The organism is Mycolicibacterium elephantis DSM 44368 (assembly GCF_004014805.1).
Classification (GTDB): Bacteria; Actinomycetota; Actinomycetes; order Mycobacteriales; family Mycobacteriaceae; genus Mycobacterium; species Mycobacterium elephantis.
This window is the reverse complement of sequence record NZ_ATDN01000067.1, coordinates 153,907-177,748: the sequence shown is the minus strand read 5'-3', so window position 1 is coordinate 177,748 and position 23,842 is coordinate 153,907. Positions and strand designations below refer to the sequence as shown.

Genomic DNA, 23,842 nt, shown 5'->3' with positions numbered 1-23,842 from the left:
CGGGCGTCGATGTGATTGTGAATTCGAAACTTTCGGTTTAGCGGCAGGTCATCGCGACAGTGATATGACCCACCCCCGCGATCGCGTCGGCGTTGATAACGCATCGGATTCACGATTCGACGTACGGACGGGCGGTCAAGGTATTGCGTTTGTCGTCTAGATCGCAGGCGGCGAGATCGTCCATAAGGGCGGTTAAGCAATTTCCTAAACCCGAAGTCACCGTGACGCCACCGATTGGTGTCGCAGTGACGCAAGGCGAAGGAGTGAAAATGGACTTCAAGAAACTCGCGGTAACCACCACGATGGCCGGTGCGCTGGGCCTCGGCGGGCTCGGACTTGGGACAGCTGTGGCACAGGCCGATCCGTTCGTGCCGCCGCCGCCTCCGATTCCGGTGCCCGGTGTGCATGTTCCTGATGTGCATGTGCCCGGTGTGCATGTTCCCGATGTGAACGTGCCGGGTGGTGAACGTTCCGGATGTGAACGTTGCCGAGCGTGAACGTTCCGGATGTGAACGTGCCGAGCGTGAACGTTCCGGACGTCAACGTGCCCAGCGTGAACGTTCCGGACGTGAACCTGCCCGGCGTGAACGTGCCGGACGTCAACGTGCCGGGCGTCAATCTCCCGGACGTCTGGTTTCCGGAGGTAGTTGACCACTTCCGGCTGCCGCCCGGGCACATCGCGCCCGGTCAGCTGAAGAACTCGCCGGTCATCAACGGGGTCCCGAACCCGTTCTTCGGAATCCCGCCTGGCCAGCTGAAGAAGCTGCCGACGGTGGACGGGATCGTCAACCCGTTCTTCGACGAGGCGCCGGGTCACTGGGAGATTCCGGACGGCCCGTTCCCGCCGGAGTCCTGAGTTAGAGCGATGGCCGCCTTGCCTTCGGGCAGGGCGGCCATCCGCTTTCGGGTCGAGGCGTGTGGGTTCTCGCCACCCCCGCCGAGGCCCGGCGAAGTGTTGGTATAACCGAGAACAGCGGTCTCATCGAAACACGTGAGGGGGTCTAGCCCATGACCGTCGTGTTGGTCGACCCCCGCCGGCCCGCCCTCGTCCCGGTCGATGCGATCGAGCTGCTCAGCGGCGACGTCCAGTACACCGAAGAGATACCGGTGAAGGTGCCGTGGTCGCTGCCGTCGGCGCGGCCGTGGTTCTCCGACGAGCCGGACGACGAGCCCGCCCCGGTGCTGCTGTCCTCAGATCCCGACCATCCCGCCGTCAAAGCGCGCCTGGCCGCGGGGGAGAGGCTGATCGCCGCTCCCGAGGCCGCCCGCGGGGAGCGGCTGCTGGACGCGGTCGCGATGATGGACAAGCTGCGCACCTCCGGGCCGTGGGAGAGCGAACAGACACACGACTCCCTGCGGCGCTACCTGTTGGAGGAAACCTACGAGCTGTTCGACGCGGTGCGCAGCGGCAACGCCGACGAACTCCGCGAAGAACTCGGAGATGTGTTGCTGCAGGTGCTTTTTCACGCTCGCATCGCGGAGGACGCCCCGCAGAATTCGTTCACCATCGACGACGTCGCCGACTCGTTGGTGCGCAAGCTCGGCAACCGGGTGCCCGCGGTGCTTGCGGGCGAAGCGATTTCACTCGACGACCAGCTGGCCCAGTGGGAGGAACGCAAGGCCTTGGAGAAGAGGGCCAAGCGCGCCTTCTCCTGCATGGACGACGTGCCGACCGGGCAGCCCGCATTAGCGTTGGCGCAGAAGGTCATTGAGCGTGCGACCGCCGCGAACCTCCCCGCCGACCTGATTCCCGACGCCATCAGATCGGTGACGGTGTCTGCGGGCTTCGACGCCGAGAACGCGCTGCGGTCGCATGTGCTGGAGTTCATGGACACCGTGCGCCGGGTCGAACACGCGGTCGCGGCCGAGCGCCGCGGTGACGACGTCCCGGAGGAACTCGACGTCGCGCCGCTCGGCGAGATCACCGAGCGGGAGTGGCGCACCCACTGGCCATCCGAGGCGACCGCGTCGACGCCGCCGGCGACCGACGTGTCCGACAGCGGCCCGGAGGAGGTCCCCGAATCGTCCCCGGAAGAAGTTCCCGAGCCCTCTCCGAAGGAAGTCCCCGAACCGTCCCCCGAAGAGGTTCCCGAATCGTCGCCGGAAGAAGCCCCCGAGCCCGAGGAGGCGCGCTGAACTGCGACTTCGGCGCGTTTCGTCCCGCTGAGCGGGCGTAATCGCGCCGAATTCGCGAGGGGCGTTCGGGCGCACAGCGGCGCATACGTGGGAACATGGCAAGCGACCGACGTTGGTTGAGGAGTTTGGTGTCGCCGGTGCGTTTGCTGCGGGCTGTCGCCGTGGTAGGTGCGGCAGCGCTGCTCTTGGCTTCGAGCTGTTCCTGGCAGCTCGGTACGCCGATCCCTGAGGGCGTTCCCCCGCCCCCGGGTGACCCCGTGCCCAAGATCGACACGTATGCCAAGGGCCGGCCCGCCGACCAGCTGCGCGAGTGGGCGGCCGAACGCGCACCCGCCCTCGGAATACCCGTCGCCGCGCTGGAGGCCTACGCCTACGCCGCGCGAGTCGCCGAGGTGGAGAACCCGGACTGCAACCTGGCCTGGACGACGCTGGCGGGCATCGGTCAGGTGGAAAGCCACCACGGCACCTACCGCGGCGCGGCCATCGAGGACAACGGCGACGTCCGCCCACCCATCCGCGGCGTGCTGCTGGACGGCACCAGCGGCAACCTCGAGATCATGGACGACGAGGCGGTCAGCCACGACGGGGACATGCCGTTCGCCCGCGCGATGGGGCCGATGCAGTTCATCCCCGAGACGTGGCGCCTCTACGGCGTCGACGCCAACAACGACGGCGAGATCAGCGCCGACAACATGGACGACGCCGCGCTGTCGGCCGCCGGCTACCTGTGCTGGCGCGGAAAGGACCTGGCCACCCCGCGGGGCTGGATGAACGCGCTGCGCGCCTACAACCAGTCCGACCAGTACGCCCGCCTGGTGCGGGACTGGGCGACGGCCTACGCGAACGGACACCCCCTCTGAGCACGCCGGGCAGGGACGCACGCTCTAGGCTCGACCTCTAACGCCATCGTTCACATCACGATCAAGGAGAAGCGAGTGCCCATCATCGAGCAGGTCGGAGCCCGCGAGATTCTGGACTCTCGGGGAAACCCGACGGTCGAGGTCGAGGTGGCGCTGGTGGACGGCACCTTCGCCCGCGCCGCGGTGCCGTCGGGCGCATCAACAGGCGAGCACGAGGCCGTGGAGCTGCGCGACGGCGGCGCCCGCTACGGCGGAAAGGGCGTGCACAAGGCGGTCGAGGCGGTCCTCGACGAGATCGCGCCCGCGGTCATTGGCATGAGCGCCGACGACCAGCGGCTCATCGACCAGGCCCTGCTGGACCTCGACGGCACCCCCGACAAGTCCCGGCTGGGCGCCAACGCGATCCTCGGGGTGTCGCTTGCGGTGTCCAAGGCCGCGGCCGAGTCCGCCGCGCTGCCGCTGTTCCGCTACATCGGCGGGCCGAACGCGCACATCCTTCCGGTGCCGATGATGAACATCCTCAACGGCGGCGCGCACGCCGACACCGGCGTCGACGTGCAGGAGTTCATGGTCGCGCCGATCGGCGCCCCCTCGTTCAAGGAGGCGTTGCGGTGGGGCGCCGAGGTGTACCACGCGCTGAAGTCGGTGCTCAAGCAGCAGGGCCTGGCCACCGGCCTCGGCGACGAGGGCGGTTTCGCCCCCGACGTGCCTGGCACCAAGGCCGCACTCGATCTGATCTTGAACGCCATCGAGACGGCCGGCTTCGCGCCGGGCTCCGACGTGGCGCTGGCGCTCGACGTCGCCGCCACCGAATTCTTCAGCGCCGAGCAAGGTTACGCGTTCGAGAACGAGGCCCGCACCGCCGAGAACATGATCTATTTCTATTCCGGGCTGATCGACTCCTATCCGCTGGTGTCGATCGAGGACCCGTTGTCCGAGGACGACTGGGACGGCTGGGTCGCGCTGACGAACGCGATCGGTGACCGCATCCAGCTGGTCGGCGATGATCTGTTCGTCACCAACCCCGAACGGCTGGAGGAGGGCATCAACAAGGGCGCCGCCAACGCACTTCTGGTGAAGGTCAACCAGATCGGCACGCTGACCGAGACACTCGATGCGGTGGCGTTGGCGCACTCCAGCGGCTATCGCACGATGATGAGCCACCGCAGCGGCGAGACCGAGGACACCACGATCGCCGACCTCGCCGTCGCGGTCGGCAGCGGCCAGATCAAGACCGGCGCCCCGGCCCGCAGCGAGCGTGTCGCCAAGTACAACCAGCTGCTCCGCATCGAGGAGACCCTCGGTGACGCCGCCCGTTACGCCGGCGACCTGGCGTTCCCACGATTCACCGTGGAGACGAAATAGGCCGTGCCCGAGGCGAAACGACCCGATCCGAAGCGACGGGCCCCCACCTCCCGGCCGAGCAAGCCGGGCAAGGGTGGCGGCAAGGGTCGTCCGCGCACCACTGCCCGCCGGGAGACCCGCGCCGTCGACGCGGGCGAATCGCCGTCGGCGCCCGAATCGGCCAAGGACACCACCGAGTCCATTCGCAAATCGATCGCGGAGTCGGCCGAACAGCAGTCAGAGCAGCGGTTCGGGTCCGCGGCCCGGCGTGCGGCGATCCTCGCCGCGGTGGTCTGCGTTCTGACGCTGACGATCGCGGGCCCGGTGCGCACCTACTTCAGCCAGCGCACCGAGATGAGGCAACTCAAGGCCACCGAGGCCCAACTGCGCGCGCAGATCGCCGAGCTCGAACAGCAGAAGGTCAAACTCGCCGACCCGGTGTTCATCGCGGCCCAGGCGCGCGAGCGGCTGGGGTTCGTGATGGCCGGTGAGACGCCGTACCAGGTGCAGCTGCCCGAGAACTTCGCGGCGCCGGGCGCTCCCGGGGCAGAACCGGAGACCGCCAATCCCGATCAGCCGTGGTACACGGCGCTTTGGAACACGATCGCCGATGAGCCGCACGGGGTTTCGCCCGCGCCGCTGCCGTCACCGCCGCCGCCACCTCCACCGGCCCCCGTGCCACCCGCTCCCGGTGGTTGAGCAGTCCGACCTCGACGCCGTCGCGCGGCAGCTGGGCCGCGAGCCCCGCGGCGTCCTGGAGATCGCGTACCGCTGCCCCAACGGTGAACCGGGGGTGGTCAAGACGGCTCCGAGACTGCGCGACGGCACACCGTTTCCGACGCTGTACTACTTGACGCACCCGGCGCTGACCGCCGCGGCGAGCCGGCTGGAGTCATCGGGCCTGATGAAGGAGATGACCGACCGGCTGCGACACGACCCCGAGTTGGCGGCCGCCTACCGCCGGGCGCACGAGTCCTACCTCGCCGAGCGCGATGCGATCGAGCCTTTGGGCACAACGTTTTCCGGCGGCGGCATGCCCGACCGCGTCAAGTGCCTGCACGTGCTGATCGCGCACTCCCTTGCCAAAGGCCCCGGTGTAAACCCGCTGGGCGACGAGGCGCTGGCGCTGTTGGCCGACGATCCGGGAATGGACGGCATCCTCGAACCAGGGAAGTGGACATGACCAGGGTCGGCGCCATCGACTGCGGCACGAACTCCATCCGGCTGTTGATCGCCGATGTCGAGGAGAACACGGACCGGCCGCGGCTGCGTGACGTGCACCGCGAGATGCGCATCGTCCGGCTCGGCCAAGGTGTGGACGCCGCCGGACAGTTCGCACCCGAGGCGTTGGACCGCGCCCAGCGCGCGCTGAGCGATTACGCCCGGCTGCTGGCCGACCATGAGGTGGACCGGATCCGGATGGTGGCCACCTCGGCCACCCGCGACGCTGCCAACCGCGAGGTGTTCTTCGCGATGACGGCCGATGTGCTGGGCGCCGTGGTGGCCGGCACCGTCGCCGAAGTGATCACGGGCACCGAGGAGGCCGAGCTGTCATTCCGCGGCGCCGTCGACGAACTGGATGCGGCCGCAGGGCCTTTCGTCGTCGTCGACCTGGGCGGCGGCTCTACCGAAGTGGTGCTCGGCGGCGACAGTGTGACGGCCAGCTTCTCCGCGGACATCGGGTGCGTGCGGCTGACCGAGCGCTGTCTGCACACCGACCCGCCGACCGCCGCCGAGATCGCCGCCGCGCGGGAGGTGGTACGCGACGGCTTGCGCGAAGCGCTCGACGTGGTGCCTGCGGAGCGTGCCCGTACCTGGGTCGGTGTCGCCGGCACGATGACGACGTTGTCGGCGCTGGCGCAACGAATGAGCTCCTACGACTCGGCGGCCATCCACCTGTCACGCGTCGCGTTCGGCGATCTGCTGGGTGTGTGCGACGAGGTGATCGCGATGACCCGCGCCCAACGCGCTGCGCTGGGGCCGATGCACGAGGGCCGCGTCGACGTCATCGGCGGTGGGGCGATCATCGTCGAGGAACTGGCCGCCGCGCTGGGCCGGCGCGCCGGCATCGACGAGCTGGTGGTCAGCGAGCACGACATTCTCGACGGCATCGCGCTGTCGATCGCCTGAGCCCGGAGCCCGCACCGATCAGGGTCGGTTCAGGCCCGAACCCGTCTGCGTCGCTTCGTCGGGTCACGCTGGCCGGCAAGCGTCAGACCGAGCACCACCATGATGACGGCGAGCCCGAAGTGCAGCCAGCTGACCGCCCGATCGACGAACAACTCGTAGGTCCACAGGACTCCATACACCAGCGCGCCGCCGAGAAGATACGCCCGTGCGGCAGCGTAGCTGTGGGCCATCACGAAGCCGAGCGCCCCGGTGACCAGATGCACGATGTTGTGCAGCGCCGAAACCGCGAACAGCCCGAACAGTTCGGCGCCGCTGTGGCCGACCGCCCATGCCAGCCGGTCGTATTCGGTGGTGAGGCCGGGGATGAAGCCGCACACGCCCAGCACGAGTAGGCCGCCGCCGACGAAGATCGCTGCGGCCTGCACAGCCATGTACTTGGGGGTTCTCGCCATCATCTCGCCTCCCGCCGCGCCCAGTGGTTATTGACGGGCCGGCAGATCACAGAGATACCCCTGGCGAGGGGCTGTTAATCAGCCGAGGCGGTTACTTCCTGATGTAGCAGTTCGGGGCGTTGCCGCAGTGATGGCCCTGATCGCACTTGTGGCAGTGACACGAACAACCGGAACGGTCGTTGGCTGGTGCACGCATCGCAGATCAACTCCTTTGTCGAAATCGTTCGCGCGCCGAAAGGTGCGGCGGACACAAATCAACATATGCCGATATCGCAACAGTGTCGATGCTCGGCCGCCGGTTCAGCGGGCCATGGCCAGACGCTCGCCCAGGTTCGCGTGGAACCGCCCGATGGCGCTCTCGTGCGTGCCGAACTCGACGAAGGTGTTCGCGCCGGCGTGCAGGCCGCGCTGCACTCCCTCCGACATCTCGTTGTCCTCCACCCCGCCCGCGTTCAGCAGGTCGCGGGCTCCTGCCGTGTCGGCGGGATCGGCCGACACTCTCTGGGCGATCTCGGGGGTGGTGGTGGCGTAGATGGTGACGGTCGAGCGCTCGACGTCGATGGGATCGATGGTGATCACCAGCCGCTGGTTGGGGAACGTCGCGACCATGACGTTCGGGAACAGGTGATACACGTAGGTCACCCGGTGATCCACCTTCCACGCCGATTCGGGCCGATCACGCAACCGCTCAATGTTCTGGTAGGGGAACGTGACTCGCGTATTCGGGCCGAACGCCTCGACGACGTTCAGATCGTCGTACTGGATCGGATAGAACGTGTCTTTGTGGGTGGTCCGGATGTGGTAGCCCTCCAGGAACTGCTCGACGAGCACCTTCCAGTTCATCGGCTGTTCGGTGGGTCTCAACACCACCAGCCGGGTGGCAGGCAGCAGCTTGTCCCGCCACGGGCTGCCGTCGGCCAACGCCGCCATCGCCGCCTCCACGCGCTGTCGTGCCGTATCGGTGGCGGGTGGGCGAAGCGGGCCGATGACGATCAGACCGTCGACCTCTCGGCTGTCGACCTCGACCAGACCGCGCACGGACATGTCGAGGTCCGGGAAGGCCTCGGCGTGCGGGACGTGAGAAAGCGTCCCGTCGAGCCGATACGTCCAGCCGTGGTAGCGGCACACCAACGCGTGCGAACAACCCGGGCCTTCCACAAGGGCCATCGCGCGGTGACGACACGCGTTACGGAAGACCCGCGCTCGGCCGTCGTGTCCGCGCACCGTGAACAGCGGAACGCCGAAGGACACCCGTTCGGCATGGTCACCGGGGTTGGGTATGGCCGCCGAGGGCAGGTACACGCTCGGGTACGTGCGCAGCATGTCCAGTTCTTCGCTGAAACGGGTTGGGTCCAGATAATTCTCGACCGGCTCTCGCCACGCCTCACCTTCGTCGGTGGTGCCCGCGTCGATGTGCGCGAGGATGCGGCGGACGATCTGCACATCGTCGGCAACCAACGCCTTGGTCGGAGTGCCCATACCCGGAAAGTATGCTCTTTCCCGCCCGGCTCGGCACCGAATTCGACATTCGTCACCAAAGCAGTTCGGTGCGCGGTGTGTCAAAGGTAATCCATTGTACTGCAGAGGTTTCCACGAGGTCCGTCGCTCTTTCGGCAACGCTTTGGACGAATTGGCCTCGATTCGCCCCGTGTCACATCCCGGGTGCCTATAGTCGTTAGCTGAGTTTCCTATCGCGGGTCCCGGGGGCCAAAGACCCTGAAGGAGTGACATGGCAGCCGATACGCCAATGCAATTGGGGATGGTGGGTCTCGGCCGGATGGGTGCCAACCTGGTGCGCCGGTTGATGCGCGACGGGCACCGCTGCGTGGTCTACGACCGCAGCACCGACGCGATCAGGAGCCTGACCGACGAGGGCGCCACGGGTGCAGGGTCGCTGAGCGACTTCGTCGCCAAGCTCGAGAAGCCGCGCGCCGTGTGGCTGATGCTGCCCGCCGCGGTGGTGGACTCGACGCTGGATGAACTCGCGGGCCTGCTTGATGCCGGTGACACGGTAATCGACGGGGGGAACTCCTACTACCGTGACGACATCACACGTGCAAAAAGGCTGCAGGAGCGCAACATTCACTACGTCGACTGCGGCACCAGCGGCGGTGTGTGGGGTCTGGAGCGGGGCTATTGCCTGATGATCGGCGGTGAGACCGAAGTCGTCCAGCGTCTCGACCCCATCTTCAAGACCATCGCGCCGGGACAGGGCTCTGCCGAACCCACCCCGAGCCGCACCCGCACCGACGGTACGGCGCCCGACGGCTATCTGCACTGCGGGCCAAGTGGGGCAGGGCATTTCGTGAAGATGGTGCACAACGGCGTGGAGTACGGGATGATGGCCGCGATCGCCGAGGGGCTGAGCATCATCAAACACGCCAACGCCGGCACGGTCGACCGCACCGTCGACGCCGAGACCACGCCGCTGCGCGACCCCTGGGCCTACCAGTACACGATCGACGTCGCCGAGGTGGCCGAGGTGTGGCGGCGCGGTTCGGTCATCGGGTCGTGGCTGGTCGACCTCACCGCCGACGCGCTGGCCCGGTCACCCGAACTGGACGAATTCACCGGCCGGGTATCGGATTCCGGCGAAGGGCGCTGGACGGTGCTGGCGGCGGTGGACGAAGGTGTGCCCGCATCGGTCATCACCACGGCACTGTTCGAGCGGTTCGAATCCCGCCAGCTCGGCGGCTTCACCGACAGGGTGATGTCGGCGATGCGCAGTGAGTTCGGCGGCCACGCCGAGAAGAAGTAGGACGCCGTGACCACTCCGCAGGCCGCGCCCGCCGACGTGCTGGTGATCTTCGGCATCACCGGCGATCTGGCCAGGAAGATGACCTTTCGGTCGCTGTACCGGCTGGAACGCCGCGGCCTGCTGGACTGCCCGATCGTGGGCGTCGCGCTCGACGACTGGTCGGCGGCCACACTGCGTGACCATGCCCGCAAAGCGATCGAGGACAGCGGGGAATCGATCGACCGGCAGGTGTTCGACCGGTTCGCGCAACGGCTGTCGATGGTGTCCGGCGATTTCGCCGACCCGAAGACCTATGATCGCGTGGCCCAGGCGATCGAGGGCAAGCACACGCCGGTGTTCTATCTGGAGATACCGCCGTCGCTGTTCGGCCGCGTCGTGGAGAGCCTGGCTCAGGCCAACCTCACCGACCGGGCCAGGGTCGTGGTGGAAAAGCCGTTCGGCCACGATCTGGCGTCGGCGCGCGAGCTCAACAGAAGGCTGCGCGGCGTGCTTGAGGAATGGCAGATCTTCCGCATCGACCACTTCCTGGGCAAGGAACCGGCGATGGACATCATGTACCTGCGCTTCGCCAACTCGGTCTTCGAGCCGCTGTGGAATCGCGACCGGATCCACTGCGTGCAGCTGACCATGGCCGAGAACTTCGGGGTGGAGGACCGGGGCGGCTTCTACGACCCCGTCGGGGCGCTGCGCGATGTCGTGCAGAACCACCTGTTGCAGCTGATCGGGTTGTTCGCCGCCGAGCCGCCCAGCGTCGCAGGCGCCGACGGGATACGCGACAAGCGGGTGGAGGTGTTCCGCGCGATCCCGGAGATCGACCCCGGGCAGTATGTGCGCGGGCAGTACGACGGCTACACCTCGATCGAGGGGGTCAAGCCGGACTCGCAGACCGAGACGTTCGCGGCGCTGCGCCTGGAGATCGACAACTGGCGCTGGTCGGGTGTCCCGTTCTTCCTGCGGGCCGGTAAGGGTTTACCCGTGCGCGCCACCGAGATTCGGGTCATCTTCAAACGGCCGCCCAAACTGCCCTTCACCGCGTCGACCCACGACGCCAACGAGCTGGTGCTGCGCATCGATCCGCGTCCCGGCGCCGACCTGATCGTGCAGGCCAAGGAGCCCGGCGCCAATCGCACCCGCGCGGTGGACTTGTCGCTGATCTTCGCCGAGGAACTCGGGGAGGCGCCCGAACCCTACGAACGGCTGCTCAGCGACGCCATGCGCGGCGACTCCAGCCAGTTCGCCCGCCAGGACGGCGTCGAGGAGACCTGGCGCATCGTGCAACCCCTGCTCGACGCCCCGCCCGCCGTGCAGCCGTATCCGCGCGGATCGTGGGGGCCGCCCGGTGCCGCGAACCTCGTTGCCGGATATCCGGGTTGGCGCGAACCCTGGTTGTGACCTCGCCGGACTTCAGCGCCGCAGCACCGATTTCAGCGCGTCGAGCACCGAGGGATCCTCGATGGTGGACGGCACCGGCTCGTAGCGGCCGTCGGCGATGCCGCGCATCGTTTTGCGCAGGATCTTGCCGGATCGGGTCTTCGGCAGCGCGGGCACGACGTCGACGGTCTTGAAACACGCGACAGCGCCGATGTTCTCCCGCACCGCGGCGACCAGTTCGTCGGCCAGCTCATCGGCGGACGCTCCGGCTTTGAGCACGACGAACCCGCGCGGAACCTGACCCTTGATCTCGTCGGCCACACCGATGACCGCGCACTCCGCCACCGACGGATGATCCGCCAGGACCGCCTCGATCGCACCTGTCGACAACCGATGTCCCGCAACGTTGATCACGTCGTCGGTGCGGCCCATCACGAACAGGTAGCCGTCCTCGTCGAAATAGCCGCCGTCACCGGTGAGGTAGTAGCCGGGAAACGCCGACAGGTAGGACGCGACGTAACGGTCGTCGTCGCCCCACAGCGTGGGCAGGGTGCCGGGCGGCAGCGGCAGCCGCACGCAGATCGCGCCCTCCTCGCCGGCGTCGCACTCCGAGCCGTCCGTGCGCAGGATGCGCACGTCGTAGCCGGGCATCGCCACCGTGGCCGAACCGGGCTTGATCGGCATCGGCTCGATGCCCATCGGGTTGGCCGCGATGGACCAGCCGGTCTCGGTCTGCCACCAGTGATCGACCACCGGCAGGCCGAGTTTCTCCGCCGCCCACTGGTAGGTGTCCGGGTCGAGCCGTTCGCCGGCCTGGAAGAGATACCGCAGCGCCGACAGGTCGTACTTGCCGAGGTGTCGGCCCTCGGGATCCTCTTTCTTGATCGCGCGGATCGCCGTCGGCGCGGTGAACATCGCCTTGACCCCGTGCTCGGCGGCCACCCGCCAGAACGCGCCGGCGTCGGGGGTGCCGACGGGTTTGCCTTCGTACAACACGGTCGTCGCGCCCAGCAGCAGCGGGCCGTAGACGATGTAGGAGTGCCCGACCACCCAGCCGACATCCGAAGCGGCCCAATAGACGTCGCCGGGCTCGGTGTCGTAGATGTGGCGCATGCTCCACAGCAGCGCGACGGCGTGCCCGCCGTTGTCGCGGACGATGCCCTTCGGTTTTCCGGTCGTGCCGGAGGTGTAGAGGACATACAGCGGATCGGTGGACTTCACGGGTACCGGGTCGACGGGTTGAGCCGTCGACATCAGCTCGTCCCAGTCCCGGTCCCGACCGTCGACCAGTTGGCACGGCTGGTGTTCACGCTGCAGGATCGCGCACGGCGGAGCCGGGTGCTCGGCCATCTCCAGAGCCGCGTCGAGCATCGGCTTGTAGTCGACGGTGCGGGTCGGCTCGATGCCACACGACGCCGACACGATCACCGTCGGACGGGCGTCGTCGATGCGTAAGGCCAGTTCGTGTGCGGCGAACCCGCCGAACACCACCGAGTGCACCGCACCCAGCCGCGCGCACGCCAGCATGGCGATCACGGCTTCGGGCACCATCGGCATGTAGATCACGACGCAGTCACCCTTGCCGACGCCCAGCTGGCGCAAAGCACCGGCGAAACGCGCTGTGGCCGAGAGGAGTTCGCCGTAGGTGTAGGTGCGCTGGGCTCCGGTGACGGGTGAGTCGTAGATCAGCGCCGGTTGGTCGGCGCGCCCGCCGGCGACATGGCGGTCCAGCGCGTTGGCGCACGTGTTCAGTTCCCCATCTGGAAACCAGCGGTAGAACGGCGGACTCGAGTCGTCGAGGATCTGTTGTGGCTCGCGGGTCCACGTCACCGCCTGCGCGGCCTCCGCCCAAAACGACGCTGGATCGCGAAGGCTGGCGTCGCGCAGGTCTCGGTATCCGCCCATACCGGCACGGTAGCGCGACGGCCCTCCTTATAGTCGCGTTATGCCTGCACAACCGCCGCCCATCGACGGGGCGCGGCGCTCGTTCGTCGACGCCCGTGGCGTGCGGTTCCACGTCACCGAGGCAGGCGCGCCCGACGGACGTCCCGTCCTGGCCCTGCACGGGTGGCCGCAACACCATTGGGTGTACCGCGATCTGCTGGCCGACCCGCCGCCGGGGATGCGGATCATCGCGCCCGACCTGCCCGGTTACGGGTGGTCAGGACCGCCGCCGCACCGGTGGGCCAAGGACGACGTCGCCAGCGACGTGCTGGCGCTGATGGACGTGCTCGGGCTCGAGCGCGTGCTTTTGGTCGGTCACGACTGGGGCGGCTTCGTCGGCTACCGGATGGTGCTGAGGGCGCCGGAGCGTTTCGACGGCTACCTCGTCATGAACATGGCGCACCCGTGGCTGCCGCCGCAGGCGGTGGCGCCGCATCTGTGGCGGTTCTGGTACCAGGTGCTGATGGCCACGGTCGGGGTGCCGGTGCAGCAGCGCACGAGCCTTCTCGACCGGGCGTTCGCGTCGGCCTCCGCGATGGACCGGGACACTGCCCGCGTCTACACCGAACGGTTCCGCGATCCGGTGGTGGCCCGCACGGCCAGGGACACCTACCGGACGTTTCTGCTTCGCGAACTTCCCGCCGCCGTGCGCGCACCGGCGCCGCCTCGCGCGACGGTGCCGATCCGCTGTCTGTTCGGGCTGCACGACAGTGCCGTGCACGTCTCGTTCGCCGCGCCGGAGACCGCGAAGGCCGACGACTACACGCTGGAGACCGTCGACGCCAGCCATTTCATCATCGACGAGCGGCCCGATCTGGTTCGCGCGCGGTTGATCTCGTTGGCCGAAGAGACGCAGCGGTAGTGGCGGAGCGGGATCGCGACGAGTCGGGCAAGGCGCGCAGCAGCCGACCCCGTGACGCGCTCGGCAGACCGCTGCCGCACGGCAGCGAGGGCGTGCCCCGCATCCCCGAGGATCTCGAGTTGTCGCCGTCGGACTCGCTGGCGTACGCGCAGGAGCTGCTGGACGACGGACTGGCATTCAACGCGCACGAGGTGCTGGAGGCGGCCTGGAAGAACGCGCCCGACGACGAACGCGACATGTGGCAGGGGCTGGCGCAGCTCGCGGTGGGCATCACCCACATTCAGCGCGGCAACACCGTCGGCGCCGCGACCGTGCTGACCCGCGCCGCTGAGCGCATGGCGCAGCGGCCCGAGCCCCCACCGCACGGCATCGACGTCGACGGGCTGATCACCCACGCCCGCGCGCTGATCGACGATCTGGACAGCGACGCGGACATCGCAGCCGCGCGGTTACGGCCCCGATTGGTGATCCGACGCCGAACCTGAGCTTGTGCGCCGGATTCGGCGCAGATTGCGGCCATAAGCTCAGTTTGGACGCGCGGGCAGATGAGAACCTTCTCATCTGGCTATCACCGCGGTGACATTCGTGCACCCGATCGTGGACGGCATGCGCAGATCGTTGATTATTGCGGTGGCCGCGTTGGCCCTGCTGGCAGCCGGGTTGGGCGGCGTGGTGATCGCGACGACGCGCTCGGCCGCCGACCATGAGCCGCTCGGCCCGATCACCGTCCGCGCACCTGAGCAGCCGTCGTCGCCACAAACGCCGCGCTCGCCACAGGATGCGGCGCCGTCGACACCGGATGCGCCGGCCGCGCCCGTCGTGCCCGTGCGTCCGCCGCGGCCGCCCGACGCATCCAAGCTCGCGCCCCCGCCGCCGCCCGTCGACGTGCCCGCCCCGCCACCGGCGGTCAGCGCTGACGACGACTGGGACGACGACGATGACGACTGGGACGATGACGATGACGACTGGGACGATGACGATGACGACTGAGCCGGCGTCCGTCGCAGCTGCCGCGCGGGAGGATGGGTACTAGAGACGCAGCAACCCGGGGAGGACGACGATGACCGTTGAATCTGCCCCGGTCGACCCGCGGCGGAGATGGCGTCGACTACGGCCGTGGACCGCGCGCACGCAGATCATCGCCTGGGTGCTGCTGCTGGTGCTGACCGCGCTGGGCGTCGTCACGTTCGTGACGTGGCAGCTGCTGGTTCGGGCGATCGACGCGCGGATGGACGAGGCGCTGCGCTTTGAGGTGCAGGAGTTCGCCGAGCTGACCGAGCCGGGCGTGAACCCGCGTACCGGCGAGCCGTTCACCGGCGTGGAAGAGGTGATTCGGGAGGCCATCGCCTACAACATCGCCCGGCCCAACGAGAAGTTTCTCGGCTATGTCGACGGGCGGTACCGAACCCAGAGCAGGCAGGAGCCCGGCGCGCAGGAGGTGCTGGCGCAGGACGCTGCGTTCGCCGAGCGCGTGGCCACCGTGACCGAGCCGGTGGAGGGGCGGTACCAGCACGCCGAGGCCGGCGAGGTGCGCTATCTCGCGATCCCGGTCCGCCTCGATGGCGACCCCGCGCGCGGTGTCATCGTCGCGGCGTACATGGGCGACGCCGAACGCGGCGCCGCCAACGATGCGGCCCGGTTGATGCTGATCGTCGGCTCGGTGACGATGCTCGGCGCCGCGGCGGCGGCCTGGATCCTGGCCGGCCGGATCCTGCGTCCGCTGCGCGACGTTGCCGACACCACCCGGATGATCAGCGACACCGACCTGTCGCTGCGGGTGCCGTCGCGCGGCAAGGACGACGAGCTCGACCGGCTGGTCGCCACCATCAACGGCATGCTCGACCGCGTTGAGGCGGGGGTGTCGGCGCAGCGGCGATTCATCGACGACGCGGGCCACGAGCTGCGCACGCCCATCACGATCGTGCGGGGGCACCTGGAGGTGCTCGATCCCGCCGACCCGCAGGATGTGGCGTCGACGGTGGCTCTGGTCGACGACGAGCTTGGGCGGATGAACCGGATGGTGTCGGACCTGTTGTTGTTGGCGCAGTCCGAGCAGCCGTCGTTCCTGCATCCCGAAGTCGTCGACGTGGAAGCGCTGACGCAGGAAACGTTCTCGAAGATCAGCCGCCTCGCGCATCGTGATTTCCAATTGGAGACGGCGGCGCGGACGACAGCAGTGCTGGATCCGCAGCGGATCACGCAGGCGCTGGTGGCGTTGGCCGACAACGCGGCTCGCTTCACCGAGGAGGGCGGCTGGATCGGGGTGGGGTCGCAATTGTCGGGTGGATCGCTGCGGTTCTGGGTATCAGATTCCGGTCCGGGCGTCAGCGACGACGAGCGGGCGCGGATCTTCGAGCGTTTCGCCCGAGGTGGGCCGAGACGCTCTGACGGTGCTGGGCTTGGGCTTTCGATTGTTCGGGCGATCGCGGTCGCGCATGGCGGCGACGTGTGGCTGGACAGCATACCCGGCCGGGGAGCGACGTTCACCGTCGTGATTCCGGCGGTGATGGAGGGTCAATGGCGCGGATACTGATTGCCGAGGACGAGCCGAGGATCGCCTCGTTCATCGAGAAGGGGTTGTCCGCCAACGGGTTTACCACCACGGTGGTGGCAGATGGGCCGTCGGCGTACGACTACGCGGTGAGTGGCGGGTTCGATCTGATGGTGCTCGACATCGGGCTACCGGAGATGGACGGGTTCGCGGTGCTGCGCAGGCTGCGGGCGGAGAACCATCCGATCCCGGTGATCGTGCTGACGGCGCGCACCAGCGTGCAGGACACGGTTGCCGGGCTGGAAGGCGGGGCCGACGACTACATGCCCAAGCCGTTCCGGTTCGAGGAACTGCTGGCTCGCATCCGAGTGCGGTTGGCACCGGATCGAACGCCGGAGTTGACCGTACTGTCCTGCGGAGGCTTGCATTTGGATCTTCGAACGCGGCAGGCCCAGGTCGACGGTCGCACGGTGGACTTGTCGGCGCGGGAGTTCGCCTTGGCCGAGACGTTCCTGCGCCATCCGGGGCAGGTGCTGTCGCGGGAGCAGTTGCTCAGCCACGTGTGGGGCTACGACTTCGACCCGGGATCGAACGTCGTCGACGTCTACGTGCGGTATCTGCGGCGCAAGCTCGGCGCAAACCGGTTTGTCACATTGCGGGGCATGGGATACCGGCTCGAAACCGTCGAGTGACTAAGCGTCCTTCGGTGCGGCGGGCAGGTCGATCTCGATGGTAAGGCCACCGCCAGGAGTGTCGGAGGCAGAGATCGTGCCGCCCATCGCTTCGACGAATCCCCGCGCGACCGAAAGGCCAAGCCCGACACCGATACTGGGACCGCCGTCGAACCGCTGGAACGGCTCGAAGATCTGTTCCTCGGTGCCTCGGGGGATGCCCGGGCCCTCGTCGACGACGGCGATCAGCACCCGGTCGCCGACCTGGCCCGCGGTCACCCGGACGGCGCTGCCGGACGCGTAGCGGAGGGAGTTGTCGATCACGTTAGCCAGCACGCGCTCGAGCAGCACGCCGTCCGCGAGCACCGCCGTGCCGTCAACGGTCGCCTTGACCCGCTCGATACCGCGCCGAGTGAAATCGGTGTTGCCCGTGCTGATCCCGACCAGCGACCGTTGCACGGCCTCCTCGAGGTCGACGGGGCCGGGATTCGGCCGGACTGCTCCAGAGCCCAGACGAGACGAGTCGAGCAGGTTGCCGACGACGGCCATGAGTTCGTCGACCGACTCCTCGCCGGTGGCCAGAAGATCCGTGGTGTCCTGAGGCGGGAAGTCGGCGTCACCGCCGCGCACAGAGGTCGCCGTTCTGGCCGCCGCCAGTGGCGTGCGCAGACCGTGGTTGACCGCTGACGTCAGCGACCGCCACAACTCGTCCACCTTGGTGACGGCGCCGCTTCTGCTGGCCTCCTCGGCGGATTCGCGTCGTTTTACCAGATCCACCGCGTGTTTGGCGACGGCGCTGATCACCCGGCGATCGTGAGTGGTGAGCGGCCGGCCGGCCAGCAGCATGCTGTACTCGTCGTCGCCGACGTCGACTGCGGTGTCGGCGTCATCGACGTCGCTGCACGGGTCCTTGCCCACTGCGGCGACGACGTCGCCGGTGTGGAGGTGAACCAAACTCACGGCGCGTTGGGAGTAAGCCTCGCGGATCCGTTCGAGCAACACGTCGAGATCCGCGTCGCGCAGCACCGAATCGGCGAACAGCGAAAGCAATTCGGCGTCTTGCGACGCCCGGCGCGCCTCACGGAACCGGTGGACTGTGTGGTCGAGCAGGGCGGCCACCATGACAGCGACCACCAGTAACACCGCGGCAGTGATCGCGCCGTTGGTGTCGGTGATCGCGAACGTGTTCGCCGGTGCGACGAAGAAGTACGCGAGCAACACCCCGGACAGCACCGTCGACAACACCGCAGGGACCAGTCCGCCCAGCAGGGCCACGCCGAGCACGCCGGTGAAGAACAGTGCGGTCTGAGACCCGATCCCGAGGAGCCCGTCGGGCAGGGACACGGTCGCTGCGGAGATCGCGAGCGGAATCGCGACGGCGGCAAGCCAAGACAGCACGCGTCGCCGTCGGGGCGTGTTACGGGCCGCCGAGGAACCGGCCCCGGCGTCCTCGTGGGTGACCATGTGGACGTCGATGGTGTTGGACTGCCGCACGACCGCCTCGCCGACGCCCTCCTCGAACAGGCGCGCCCATCGCGACCGTCGGGTGCTGCCGATGACGACCTGGGTGGCGTTGACGTCGCGGGCGAAGTCGAGCAGCGCCGAGGCGACATCGCCGGCCATGACGGTGTGCATCGTCGCGCCGAGGCTGACGGCGAGGTCGCGCACGGCTTTCTTCTGTTGGGACGAGATCCCGGTGAGGCCCTCGCCCTGCACGACGTGAAGGACCATGAGCTCCGCACCCGACCGTGAGGCGATACGAGAGGCGCGGCGCACCAGGGTTTCTGACTCGGGGCCGCCGGTGACGCCGACCACCACCCGCTCGCGGGGCGCCCAGGTGTCGGGAATCTTTTTGTCGGAACGGTACTTCGCCAGGGCGGCGTCCACCTGGTCGGCCAGCCACAGCAGCGCCAATTGCCGCAACGCGGTGAGGTTTTCGACCCGGAAATAGTTCGACATCGCGGCGTCGACACGTTCCGGTGGATAGATGTTTCCGTGAGCGAGCCTGCGCTGCAACGCTTGTGGCGTGATGTCCACCAGCTCGATCTGGTCGGCTGCGCGGACGATCTCGTCGGGTATGCGCTCCTTGGTTTCGACGCCGGTGATCTGGGTGGCGATGTCGGCCAGGCTCTCCAGGTTCTGGACGCTGACGGTGGTGATCACCGTGATGCCGGCGTCGAGCAGCTCCTCGACGTCCTGCCAGCGGTTGGCGTTCTTGCTTCCGGGGGCGTTGGTGTGGGCGAGATCGTCGACGAGCACGACCTTGGGCCGCCGCTCGAGGATCGCGGGGAGGTCGATCTCGGGGTGGCGTTCACCGTCGTGCTCGACGATGCGGGGTGGCATCACCTCGATGCCGGCGAGCCGCTGGGCGGTCTTGCGGCGGCCGTGGGTCTCTACGACGGCGGCGATGACGTCGGTCCCGCGTTCCATGCGCCGGTGCGCCTCGGCCAGCATCGAGTAGGTCTTGCCGACGCCTGGCGCAGCGCCCAGGTAGATGCGCAGGTCGCCACGGTTTCGGCTGAGAATGCCCATGGATCTATTTTCCTTGATGGTCGCCGTGCCGGGGGCGGCTACCGCCCGTTGGATGCATCAGCGCAGGTCACAGGGCCGATATTCTGGATGGTCGAGGCCAAGCGGTAGCGTGCTCCCCGGGTCAGCCCCCATAGCCCAATTGGCAGAGGCAGCGGACTTAAAATCCGTCCAGTGTGGGTTCGAGTCCCACTGGGGGCACCGAAGTTCTTGCAGCTAGTAGTGTTATGAAGTTGAACTAATTAGGTAGCTAGCTGTGCAGTCGGAGTTGTCTAACAGCACTCCAACAGCAGTACAAAGCCTGGTACGGAAACTAGCAAACATTGGCCGCGCATGGTTATTCATCCTGTGAACTACTGGAAAATTTCACTCGCAGAGTGTCTTCATCGTAAATAAATTCGGTCTTTACACCAGTACGTGATTCTCGCGTTTGATCTAACAGTTTACGGGCTTTCTGATGGTTTCTGAAGTATTCTTCGTAACCACCTTTTCCATTGCGAACTGACGTCCAAAGAACACCGTCCCCCGGGCCTACTGATTTTGTGCCTGCCCAGCGATCGCGGAGCCGCTGAAACCAAGCCCTAGTATTGGCCTCATGCAACTGCTTTTGCGCGGACTTCTCAAGTGGGCCGGTGGGATTCAGCGGGAACCACTGATATCGAATGAATCGCCTGTCGCTAGCGTCTATCCAGTCAACCAATAGCCAATCGTGATCGAAATCCGCTGACTCAATTCGAATGCCGCTTAGGGTTTCGCCGGATTTTACGAATGACGCCTTCGCCCCGGTAGATTGTAGGCCCGATGTAGCTTCGATAGATACGTGGGTAGCTGACTCGCTCCCCAGATTTGTGAGTCTGTAAGCGTAGTAACGGGGAACGTTTGGCAGCGTTTCTTGAGGCGCATTTTCGTCTTTCTCGTAGTGCAGCCACCATTGCACACCGACAAACCGCCGTCTGAACCGAAGTTCACCGATGAGTACGAATGCGAACGTCGCCGCCGCCACTATCAGCGTTCCCGCAGTAAGCGCCAGTGACAGCATTGAAGTCTCCATAGCGGCACGGTACAACCACGCTAAGAAAAACCGGCTCAGGCTCTAGAACAGACCTCGCCACTAGTGCGCAAGTGCTAACTGCCCACTGGTGGGCAGTTAGAAAAAGAGTCAACTCATCCGTAGTAGGAATCGAAGCGGTGTGTGGTCAGTAGGCGGTGTGCTAGGGCCACGAGCTGGTCCCAGTGGGTTTCTAGCTCAGAAGACCAGGCGGTGATGTTTGGGTGCTGGTGGTACTGCGCGGCATCAGAGTGGTTCTTTTTTGTCGCAGCCTCTAAACAGCGTGAAAAGTCCGCTCCGGTGCTGATTTGGCGTAGTTTTGCTTCTGCCCACGGTCCTGCGAAGAAGATGAAGGGTTGGTCATCGGTGGGCGGTAGGGGCTCAGGGGTGGCAAGCCTCGCTCCATTACGAAAGTACTTGAATCGGCTGCGCAATCGGAACACGGTCATGCCGGGGTCAAGGGTGACCGCACTGACTGTGCCACCGCGCAGTTTTGCGGCGTAGGCGTGGCCTGCTTCATGGATCGCGGTGACTTCGATGCGTCTCCATTGTTGCTCAAGGCTTTTTCGATGAGCTCGCGCAAATCCTCTACCTACCCGCCCAAACCGAACCGAACACCAGATGGCCTATCAACCGATGAGATTAACGTCGCTCAGTACAATCAATCTCTGGAATCAAATGCCGAAAGACGTTGTGTCGGAACAAATGCCAAAGGAGAACGGTGCAGAAAGTTCGCCATCGCCGGTTCGACCGTGTGCAGGACTCACGGCGGTTCAACTAGACACGTTGTCAACAAGGCGCGAGTTCGTGTCGAGATGGCCTCAAACCGATTGATGGGCAAGCTTATTGAAGTAGCCTTTGATGACACCAAACCCGCTGCGGTGCAACTAGATGCAATCAAAGACTCACTGAATCGTGCTGGCCTCAAACCCCGCGAGCAACTAGAGGTCGGATCAATCAAGCCCTATGAAGAAGTTTTCGAGGGAATCTATTCTGGCCCACGCTCCCAACGCCCGCCAGACCCCCACGGCCCCAGCGATGATCTGCATGAGCCGTCCGAGCCGGTGAGCCGTGACTACGGTGAGTTGGGTTTCACCGGCCCAGCAGACCGAGAGGGCCATGAGAACCGCTCGCCCAGGCCATCACAGCGGCCCGATCGGCCAAAACGCTCCTACGTGCATACAGAGCCGATCACCGGGGAGGACGCGATCGCGCTGGCCAACCAGTTGCGCGCACTGCCACCGGGGCGATCAAGGTAGGTGTCTCAAATCTAAAGTTCTGCGACAGCTACCTCAGAACGTCGCGCGACTCTGGACTGCGACTCGCCGGAACGCTTTTAGTCACATTGCGGCGACTACGTCGGCGTCGGCGCGCCGTCGTTCGTTAGCACGGAGTCTTGCTGACAGCGACCGCCATCTGTCCTGCTCAGTGACTGTGGTCGAGAGAATTAGCAGTTCCTCAATGACGCTACCGACGTCGTTAGCCCAACCGGGAGGGTACGGTCGATCTGGCGAAAGAGGCGCACAGCGCTCGAACTGACGTGCCAGGCCGGGGCGAGTGAAGATTATCGCCGCGTTTTCAGAAAGTCGATCGAGGACTCGCTTCCTGTGCGCTCGAGAGCCAATCCGCCCCGCATGCTCGATGATGCTCCGCAGAGCTCCGTAGAGCACGGTGTCATGAGGGTCCAACGATAACCTATCAAATAGCGCGTCCTCCACTTCACCTGAAGCGGTGGCGCCCAAGACATGAACTGCCCGCCATCGCACTGCTGGCCTCCGGGACGCGCAATGCCTAACAAGATTCGGAATTAGACTCGTCGGGAAATTGCGTCGCAACGCGTTTGCTGCCGTCCAACCAATGGCGCCATCGTCGCTTTCGATATATTCTACTAACAGTTCCAGCGGCACGTCCCGCGCGAAGACTGATAACCACGCTCCGCAGTCTTCACGTTTCTCCATCCGCTGACGAGCCAGCGCGACTGTTTCTGTGAGACTCGGCGAATTCAGAAGCTCGCTAGCGTAAACACCGGTCGACGGCTTTCGTGAATAAAGCTTCAGTGCGTCTGAAGCCATAACGGCACTCGACTCAAACCAGTCAAAGACTCTTTCTCCGATCATCGAAAGTATTTGGTACTCCGTAGACCGAAGCCAATGCCCTTCGTCGAGACCCGAAACTCCAAATAAGATATAGGCGGCAGCATACAAGTCCCAGTTTTGAATAGCACGAATTAGCTGATCCTTCTCGGCACATTGTTCGAAGAGCATGGAAAGGCTATCAAATGTTGACCGATTCAACGTTAATATGTTGAATACCCTCGGGCTCCATAAACGAGGGTTTGCTGATACCGACCTTGATGCAAGGAAGTCATGCATCAGGTGATGTATAAACCGGCCGTGACCGTTGTCTAGGCGGGTAATTATTCCCGCATCGAGCGTTCGGCTCAACAACTCTCTGTTGAGTTTCCGCAGAGCATCGAGTTTGAAGACTCGGGTTTGCCCGGTCTCTACGCTGTCCTTGTATGCTTCGTACGCAAAATCACTCAGAGCTTGAATATCGAGCGGACGCAAGTGGTGTCCTTGCAGGAATTCGAGATAGTTACCGCTTCTCGATGCCGATGGCGTGCGCAGTGCGAGCGAGTAGCGAAGATTAGCCGGCGACTGCAAGAACTGATAGTCCTCATCGGTAATCGAACTAACGCCTAGAGCAGCCTTCACCTTCTCCCTGCTGACAGGTGCTAGCGTAGCCAGTACCCAGCGGTCCAGGTCTATGCTGCGTCTGATTAGCCGATCGGCGACGACGACTGCCAAATTTGGGTTGTTATATGCACGATTATCGACAACATCTAGCACTTTCTCAGAAAATAAACGGGGTATCTCATTTAAACCATCGACCAGTAGGAGAATTGGCCCTCCGCCAAGCAGCAATTCCCCGAGCTCGAATTCAAAGGATGTTTCAACCGCCATCCTCAGCATGTCAAGGCCGTAGCTACCGAGATCGATTAACACTACCTCGAGCCCGTTCGGTCTGGCGAAATCGGTATCTGCAATCCGCCTCAAGGTGTAGCTCTTGCCACTACCACCCGGGGCCTGGAGCAGAATACGCCCGCGTTCGAATCCGACGTTAACTAGGCCTGCTATATCCGTAGGGGAGCCAGAAATCCAAAGGGCATCGTCGAAACTGCTGCATAAACGGATTTCATAGTCAAAATCGGTTGTAGCTGAGACTTTGCCTTTCGTGCTAGCCATT

22 protein-coding genes and 1 tRNA gene are annotated in these 23,842 nt (G+C 65.6%); 17 read left to right on the top strand and 6 right to left on the bottom strand.

Going from position 1 to position 23,842, the window contains the following annotated elements; translation table 11 throughout:
• The first annotated feature begins 269 nt into the window (after window positions 1-269).
• From MELE44368_RS27265 to MELE44368_RS24725, 8 genes are all read left to right on the top strand, one after another.
• Window positions 270-497, top strand: coding sequence for a hypothetical protein (locus tag MELE44368_RS27265; RefSeq protein WP_241566756.1), 228 nt, complete (start codon window positions 270-272; stop codon window positions 495-497).
• A gap of 26 nt (window positions 498-523) precedes the next feature.
• Window positions 524-856, top strand: a complete 333-nt coding sequence (locus MELE44368_RS27260) for a hypothetical protein (protein ID WP_241566755.1) — start codon at window positions 524-526, stop codon at window positions 854-856.
• 152 nt (window positions 857-1,008) lie between these two features.
• Window positions 1,009-2,136, top strand: a complete 1,128-nt coding sequence (locus tag MELE44368_RS24750) for a nucleoside triphosphate pyrophosphohydrolase (protein ID WP_128110892.1) — start codon at window positions 1,009-1,011, stop codon at window positions 2,134-2,136.
• 128 nt (window positions 2,137-2,264) lie between these two features.
• Entirely contained in the window at window positions 2,265-2,996 is a 732-nt protein-coding gene (locus tag MELE44368_RS24745; protein WP_046751093.1) for a lytic transglycosylase domain-containing protein, read from the top strand.
• Window positions 2,997-3,071: 75 nt separating this feature from the next.
• A complete protein-coding gene (gene eno, locus MELE44368_RS24740) occupies window positions 3,072-4,361 on the top strand; it encodes a phosphopyruvate hydratase (protein WP_128110891.1) in 1,290 nt (429 codons plus the stop codon).
• A 3-nt stretch (window positions 4,362-4,364) separates the two neighbouring features.
• Window positions 4,365-5,039, top strand: a complete 675-nt coding sequence (locus tag MELE44368_RS24735) for an FtsB family cell division protein (RefSeq protein WP_128110890.1) — start codon at window positions 4,365-4,367, stop codon at window positions 5,037-5,039.
• Window positions 5,032-5,523, top strand: coding sequence for a DUF501 domain-containing protein (locus MELE44368_RS24730; protein ID WP_128110889.1), 492 nt, complete (start codon window positions 5,032-5,034; stop codon window positions 5,521-5,523). The genes MELE44368_RS24735 and MELE44368_RS24730 overlap by 8 nt, the downstream gene beginning before the upstream one ends.
• Window positions 5,520-6,470, top strand: coding sequence for a Ppx/GppA phosphatase family protein (locus MELE44368_RS24725; protein WP_128110888.1), 951 nt, complete (start codon window positions 5,520-5,522; stop codon window positions 6,468-6,470). Before MELE44368_RS24730 ends, MELE44368_RS24725 begins: the two co-directional genes overlap by 4 nt.
• A 29-nt stretch (window positions 6,471-6,499) precedes the next feature.
• On the opposite strand, the gene MELE44368_RS24720 is transcribed toward MELE44368_RS24725, so the two are convergent.
• Together MELE44368_RS24720 and MELE44368_RS24715 are read right to left on the bottom strand one after the other, a co-directional pair.
• Window positions 6,500-6,925, bottom strand: a complete 426-nt coding sequence (locus tag MELE44368_RS24720; protein WP_409366157.1) for a DUF4383 domain-containing protein — start codon at window positions 6,923-6,925, stop codon at window positions 6,500-6,502.
• Window positions 6,926-7,222: 297 nt separating this feature from the next.
• Window positions 7,223-8,401, bottom strand: coding sequence for an aromatic ring-hydroxylating oxygenase subunit alpha (locus MELE44368_RS24715; protein ID WP_128110887.1), 1,179 nt, complete (start codon window positions 8,399-8,401; stop codon window positions 7,223-7,225).
• A 268-nt stretch (window positions 8,402-8,669) separates the two neighbouring features.
• On the opposite strand from MELE44368_RS24715, the gene gnd reads away from it, so the two are divergent.
• Together gnd and zwf are read left to right on the top strand one after the other, a co-directional pair.
• On the top strand, window positions 8,670-9,680 hold the full coding sequence (gene gnd / locus MELE44368_RS24710; protein ID WP_206613859.1) for a phosphogluconate dehydrogenase (NAD(+)-dependent, decarboxylating): 1,011 nt from the start codon (window positions 8,670-8,672) through the stop codon (window positions 9,678-9,680).
• 6 nt (window positions 9,681-9,686) lie between these two features.
• Window positions 9,687-11,072, top strand: a complete 1,386-nt coding sequence (gene zwf, locus MELE44368_RS24705) for a glucose-6-phosphate dehydrogenase (RefSeq protein ID WP_128110885.1) — start codon at window positions 9,687-9,689, stop codon at window positions 11,070-11,072.
• 12 nt (window positions 11,073-11,084) lie between these two features.
• Here the strand turns inward: zwf and MELE44368_RS24700 are convergent, their stop codons facing one another.
• On the bottom strand, window positions 11,085-12,956 hold the full coding sequence (locus MELE44368_RS24700; protein ID WP_128110884.1) for a propionyl-CoA synthetase: 1,872 nt from the start codon (window positions 12,954-12,956) through the stop codon (window positions 11,085-11,087).
• A gap of 40 nt (window positions 12,957-12,996) precedes the next feature.
• Between MELE44368_RS24700 and MELE44368_RS24695 the strand changes: the two genes are divergently transcribed.
• The 5 genes from MELE44368_RS24695 (at window position 12,997) to MELE44368_RS24675 (ending at window position 17,040) form a co-directional block, all read left to right on the top strand.
• A complete protein-coding gene (locus tag MELE44368_RS24695; protein WP_128110883.1) occupies window positions 12,997-13,857 on the top strand; it encodes an alpha/beta fold hydrolase in 861 nt (286 codons plus the stop codon).
• A complete protein-coding gene (locus tag MELE44368_RS24690) occupies window positions 13,857-14,342 on the top strand; it encodes a DUF309 domain-containing protein (RefSeq protein WP_128110882.1) in 486 nt (161 codons plus the stop codon). The genes MELE44368_RS24695 and MELE44368_RS24690 overlap by 1 nt, the downstream gene beginning before the upstream one ends.
• 100 nt (window positions 14,343-14,442) lie before the next feature.
• Window positions 14,443-14,847, top strand: a complete 405-nt coding sequence (locus MELE44368_RS24685; protein ID WP_128110881.1) for a hypothetical protein — start codon at window positions 14,443-14,445, stop codon at window positions 14,845-14,847.
• 70 nt (window positions 14,848-14,917) lie between these two features.
• A complete protein-coding gene (locus tag MELE44368_RS24680) occupies window positions 14,918-16,390 on the top strand; it encodes a sensor histidine kinase (RefSeq protein ID WP_128110880.1) in 1,473 nt (490 codons plus the stop codon).
• The gene (locus tag MELE44368_RS24675) at window positions 16,375-17,040 is read left to right on the top strand and encodes a response regulator transcription factor (RefSeq protein WP_064890035.1); all 666 of its coding nucleotides are present in this window, start codon (window positions 16,375-16,377) and stop codon (window positions 17,038-17,040) included. Before MELE44368_RS24680 ends, MELE44368_RS24675 begins: the two co-directional genes overlap by 16 nt.
• Here the strand turns inward: MELE44368_RS24675 and MELE44368_RS24670 are convergent, their stop codons facing one another.
• Window positions 17,041-19,551, bottom strand: a complete 2,511-nt coding sequence (locus tag MELE44368_RS24670; protein ID WP_128110879.1) for an ATP-binding protein — start codon at window positions 19,549-19,551, stop codon at window positions 17,041-17,043.
• 124 nt (window positions 19,552-19,675) lie between these two features.
• Here MELE44368_RS24670 and MELE44368_RS24665 point away from each other — a divergent pair.
• Window positions 19,676-19,749: transfer RNA gene (locus MELE44368_RS24665), tRNA-Leu, on the top strand.
• 136 nt (window positions 19,750-19,885) lie between these two features.
• On the opposite strand, the gene MELE44368_RS24660 is transcribed toward MELE44368_RS24665, so the two are convergent.
• On the bottom strand, window positions 19,886-20,599 hold the full coding sequence (locus MELE44368_RS24660; RefSeq protein WP_128110878.1) for a hypothetical protein: 714 nt from the start codon (window positions 20,597-20,599) through the stop codon (window positions 19,886-19,888).
• A gap of 515 nt (window positions 20,600-21,114) precedes the next feature.
• Between MELE44368_RS24660 and MELE44368_RS26920 the strand changes: the two genes are divergently transcribed.
• On the top strand, window positions 21,115-21,855 hold the full coding sequence (locus tag MELE44368_RS26920) for a hypothetical protein (RefSeq protein ID WP_206613853.1): 741 nt from the start codon (window positions 21,115-21,117) through the stop codon (window positions 21,853-21,855).
• Window positions 21,856-21,936: 81 nt separating this feature from the next.
• Here the strand turns inward: MELE44368_RS26920 and MELE44368_RS24645 are convergent, their stop codons facing one another.
• Window positions 21,937-23,841: a HEAT repeat domain-containing protein gene (locus tag MELE44368_RS24645; protein ID WP_128110877.1), complete on the bottom strand. Its 1,905-nt coding sequence runs from the start codon at window positions 23,839-23,841 to the stop codon at window positions 21,937-21,939.
• Window position 23,842 lies beyond the last annotated feature (1 nt).

Excerpts from the sequence above, each read along its gene's own strand:
- MELE44368_RS27265 (WP_241566756.1), top strand. The coding sequence starts at position 270 with ATGGACTTCAAGAAACTCGCGGTAACCACCACGATGGCCGGTGCGCTG.
- MELE44368_RS24750 (WP_128110892.1), top strand. The coding sequence starts at position 1,009 with ATGACCGTCGTGTTGGTCGACCCCCGCCGGCCCGCCCTCGTCCCGGTC.
- MELE44368_RS24725 (WP_128110888.1), top strand. The coding sequence starts at position 5,520 with ATGACCAGGGTCGGCGCCATCGACTGCGGCACGAACTCCATCCGGCTG.
- MELE44368_RS24720 (WP_409366157.1), bottom strand. The coding sequence starts at position 6,925 with ATGATGGCGAGAACCCCCAAGTACATGGCTGTGCAGGCCGCAGCGATC.
- MELE44368_RS24715 (WP_128110887.1), bottom strand. The coding sequence starts at position 8,401 with ATGGGCACTCCGACCAAGGCGTTGGTTGCCGACGATGTGCAGATCGTC.
- gnd (WP_206613859.1), top strand. The coding sequence starts at position 8,670 with ATGCAATTGGGGATGGTGGGTCTCGGCCGGATGGGTGCCAACCTGGTG.
- MELE44368_RS24700 (WP_128110884.1), bottom strand. The coding sequence starts at position 12,956 with ATGGGCGGATACCGAGACCTGCGCGACGCCAGCCTTCGCGATCCAGCG.
- MELE44368_RS24695 (WP_128110883.1), top strand. The coding sequence starts at position 12,997 with ATGCCTGCACAACCGCCGCCCATCGACGGGGCGCGGCGCTCGTTCGTC.
- MELE44368_RS24680 (WP_128110880.1), top strand. The coding sequence starts at position 14,918 with ATGACCGTTGAATCTGCCCCGGTCGACCCGCGGCGGAGATGGCGTCGA.
- MELE44368_RS24675 (WP_064890035.1), top strand. The coding sequence starts at position 16,375 with ATGGCGCGGATACTGATTGCCGAGGACGAGCCGAGGATCGCCTCGTTC.
- MELE44368_RS24670 (WP_128110879.1), bottom strand. The coding sequence starts at position 19,551 with ATGGGCATTCTCAGCCGAAACCGTGGCGACCTGCGCATCTACCTGGGC.
- MELE44368_RS24660 (WP_128110878.1), bottom strand. The coding sequence starts at position 20,599 with ATGGAGACTTCAATGCTGTCACTGGCGCTTACTGCGGGAACGCTGATA.
- MELE44368_RS26920 (WP_206613853.1), top strand. The coding sequence starts at position 21,115 with ATGGATCGCGGTGACTTCGATGCGTCTCCATTGTTGCTCAAGGCTTTT.
- MELE44368_RS24645 (WP_128110877.1), bottom strand. The coding sequence starts at position 23,841 with ATGGCTAGCACGAAAGGCAAAGTCTCAGCTACAACCGATTTTGACTAT.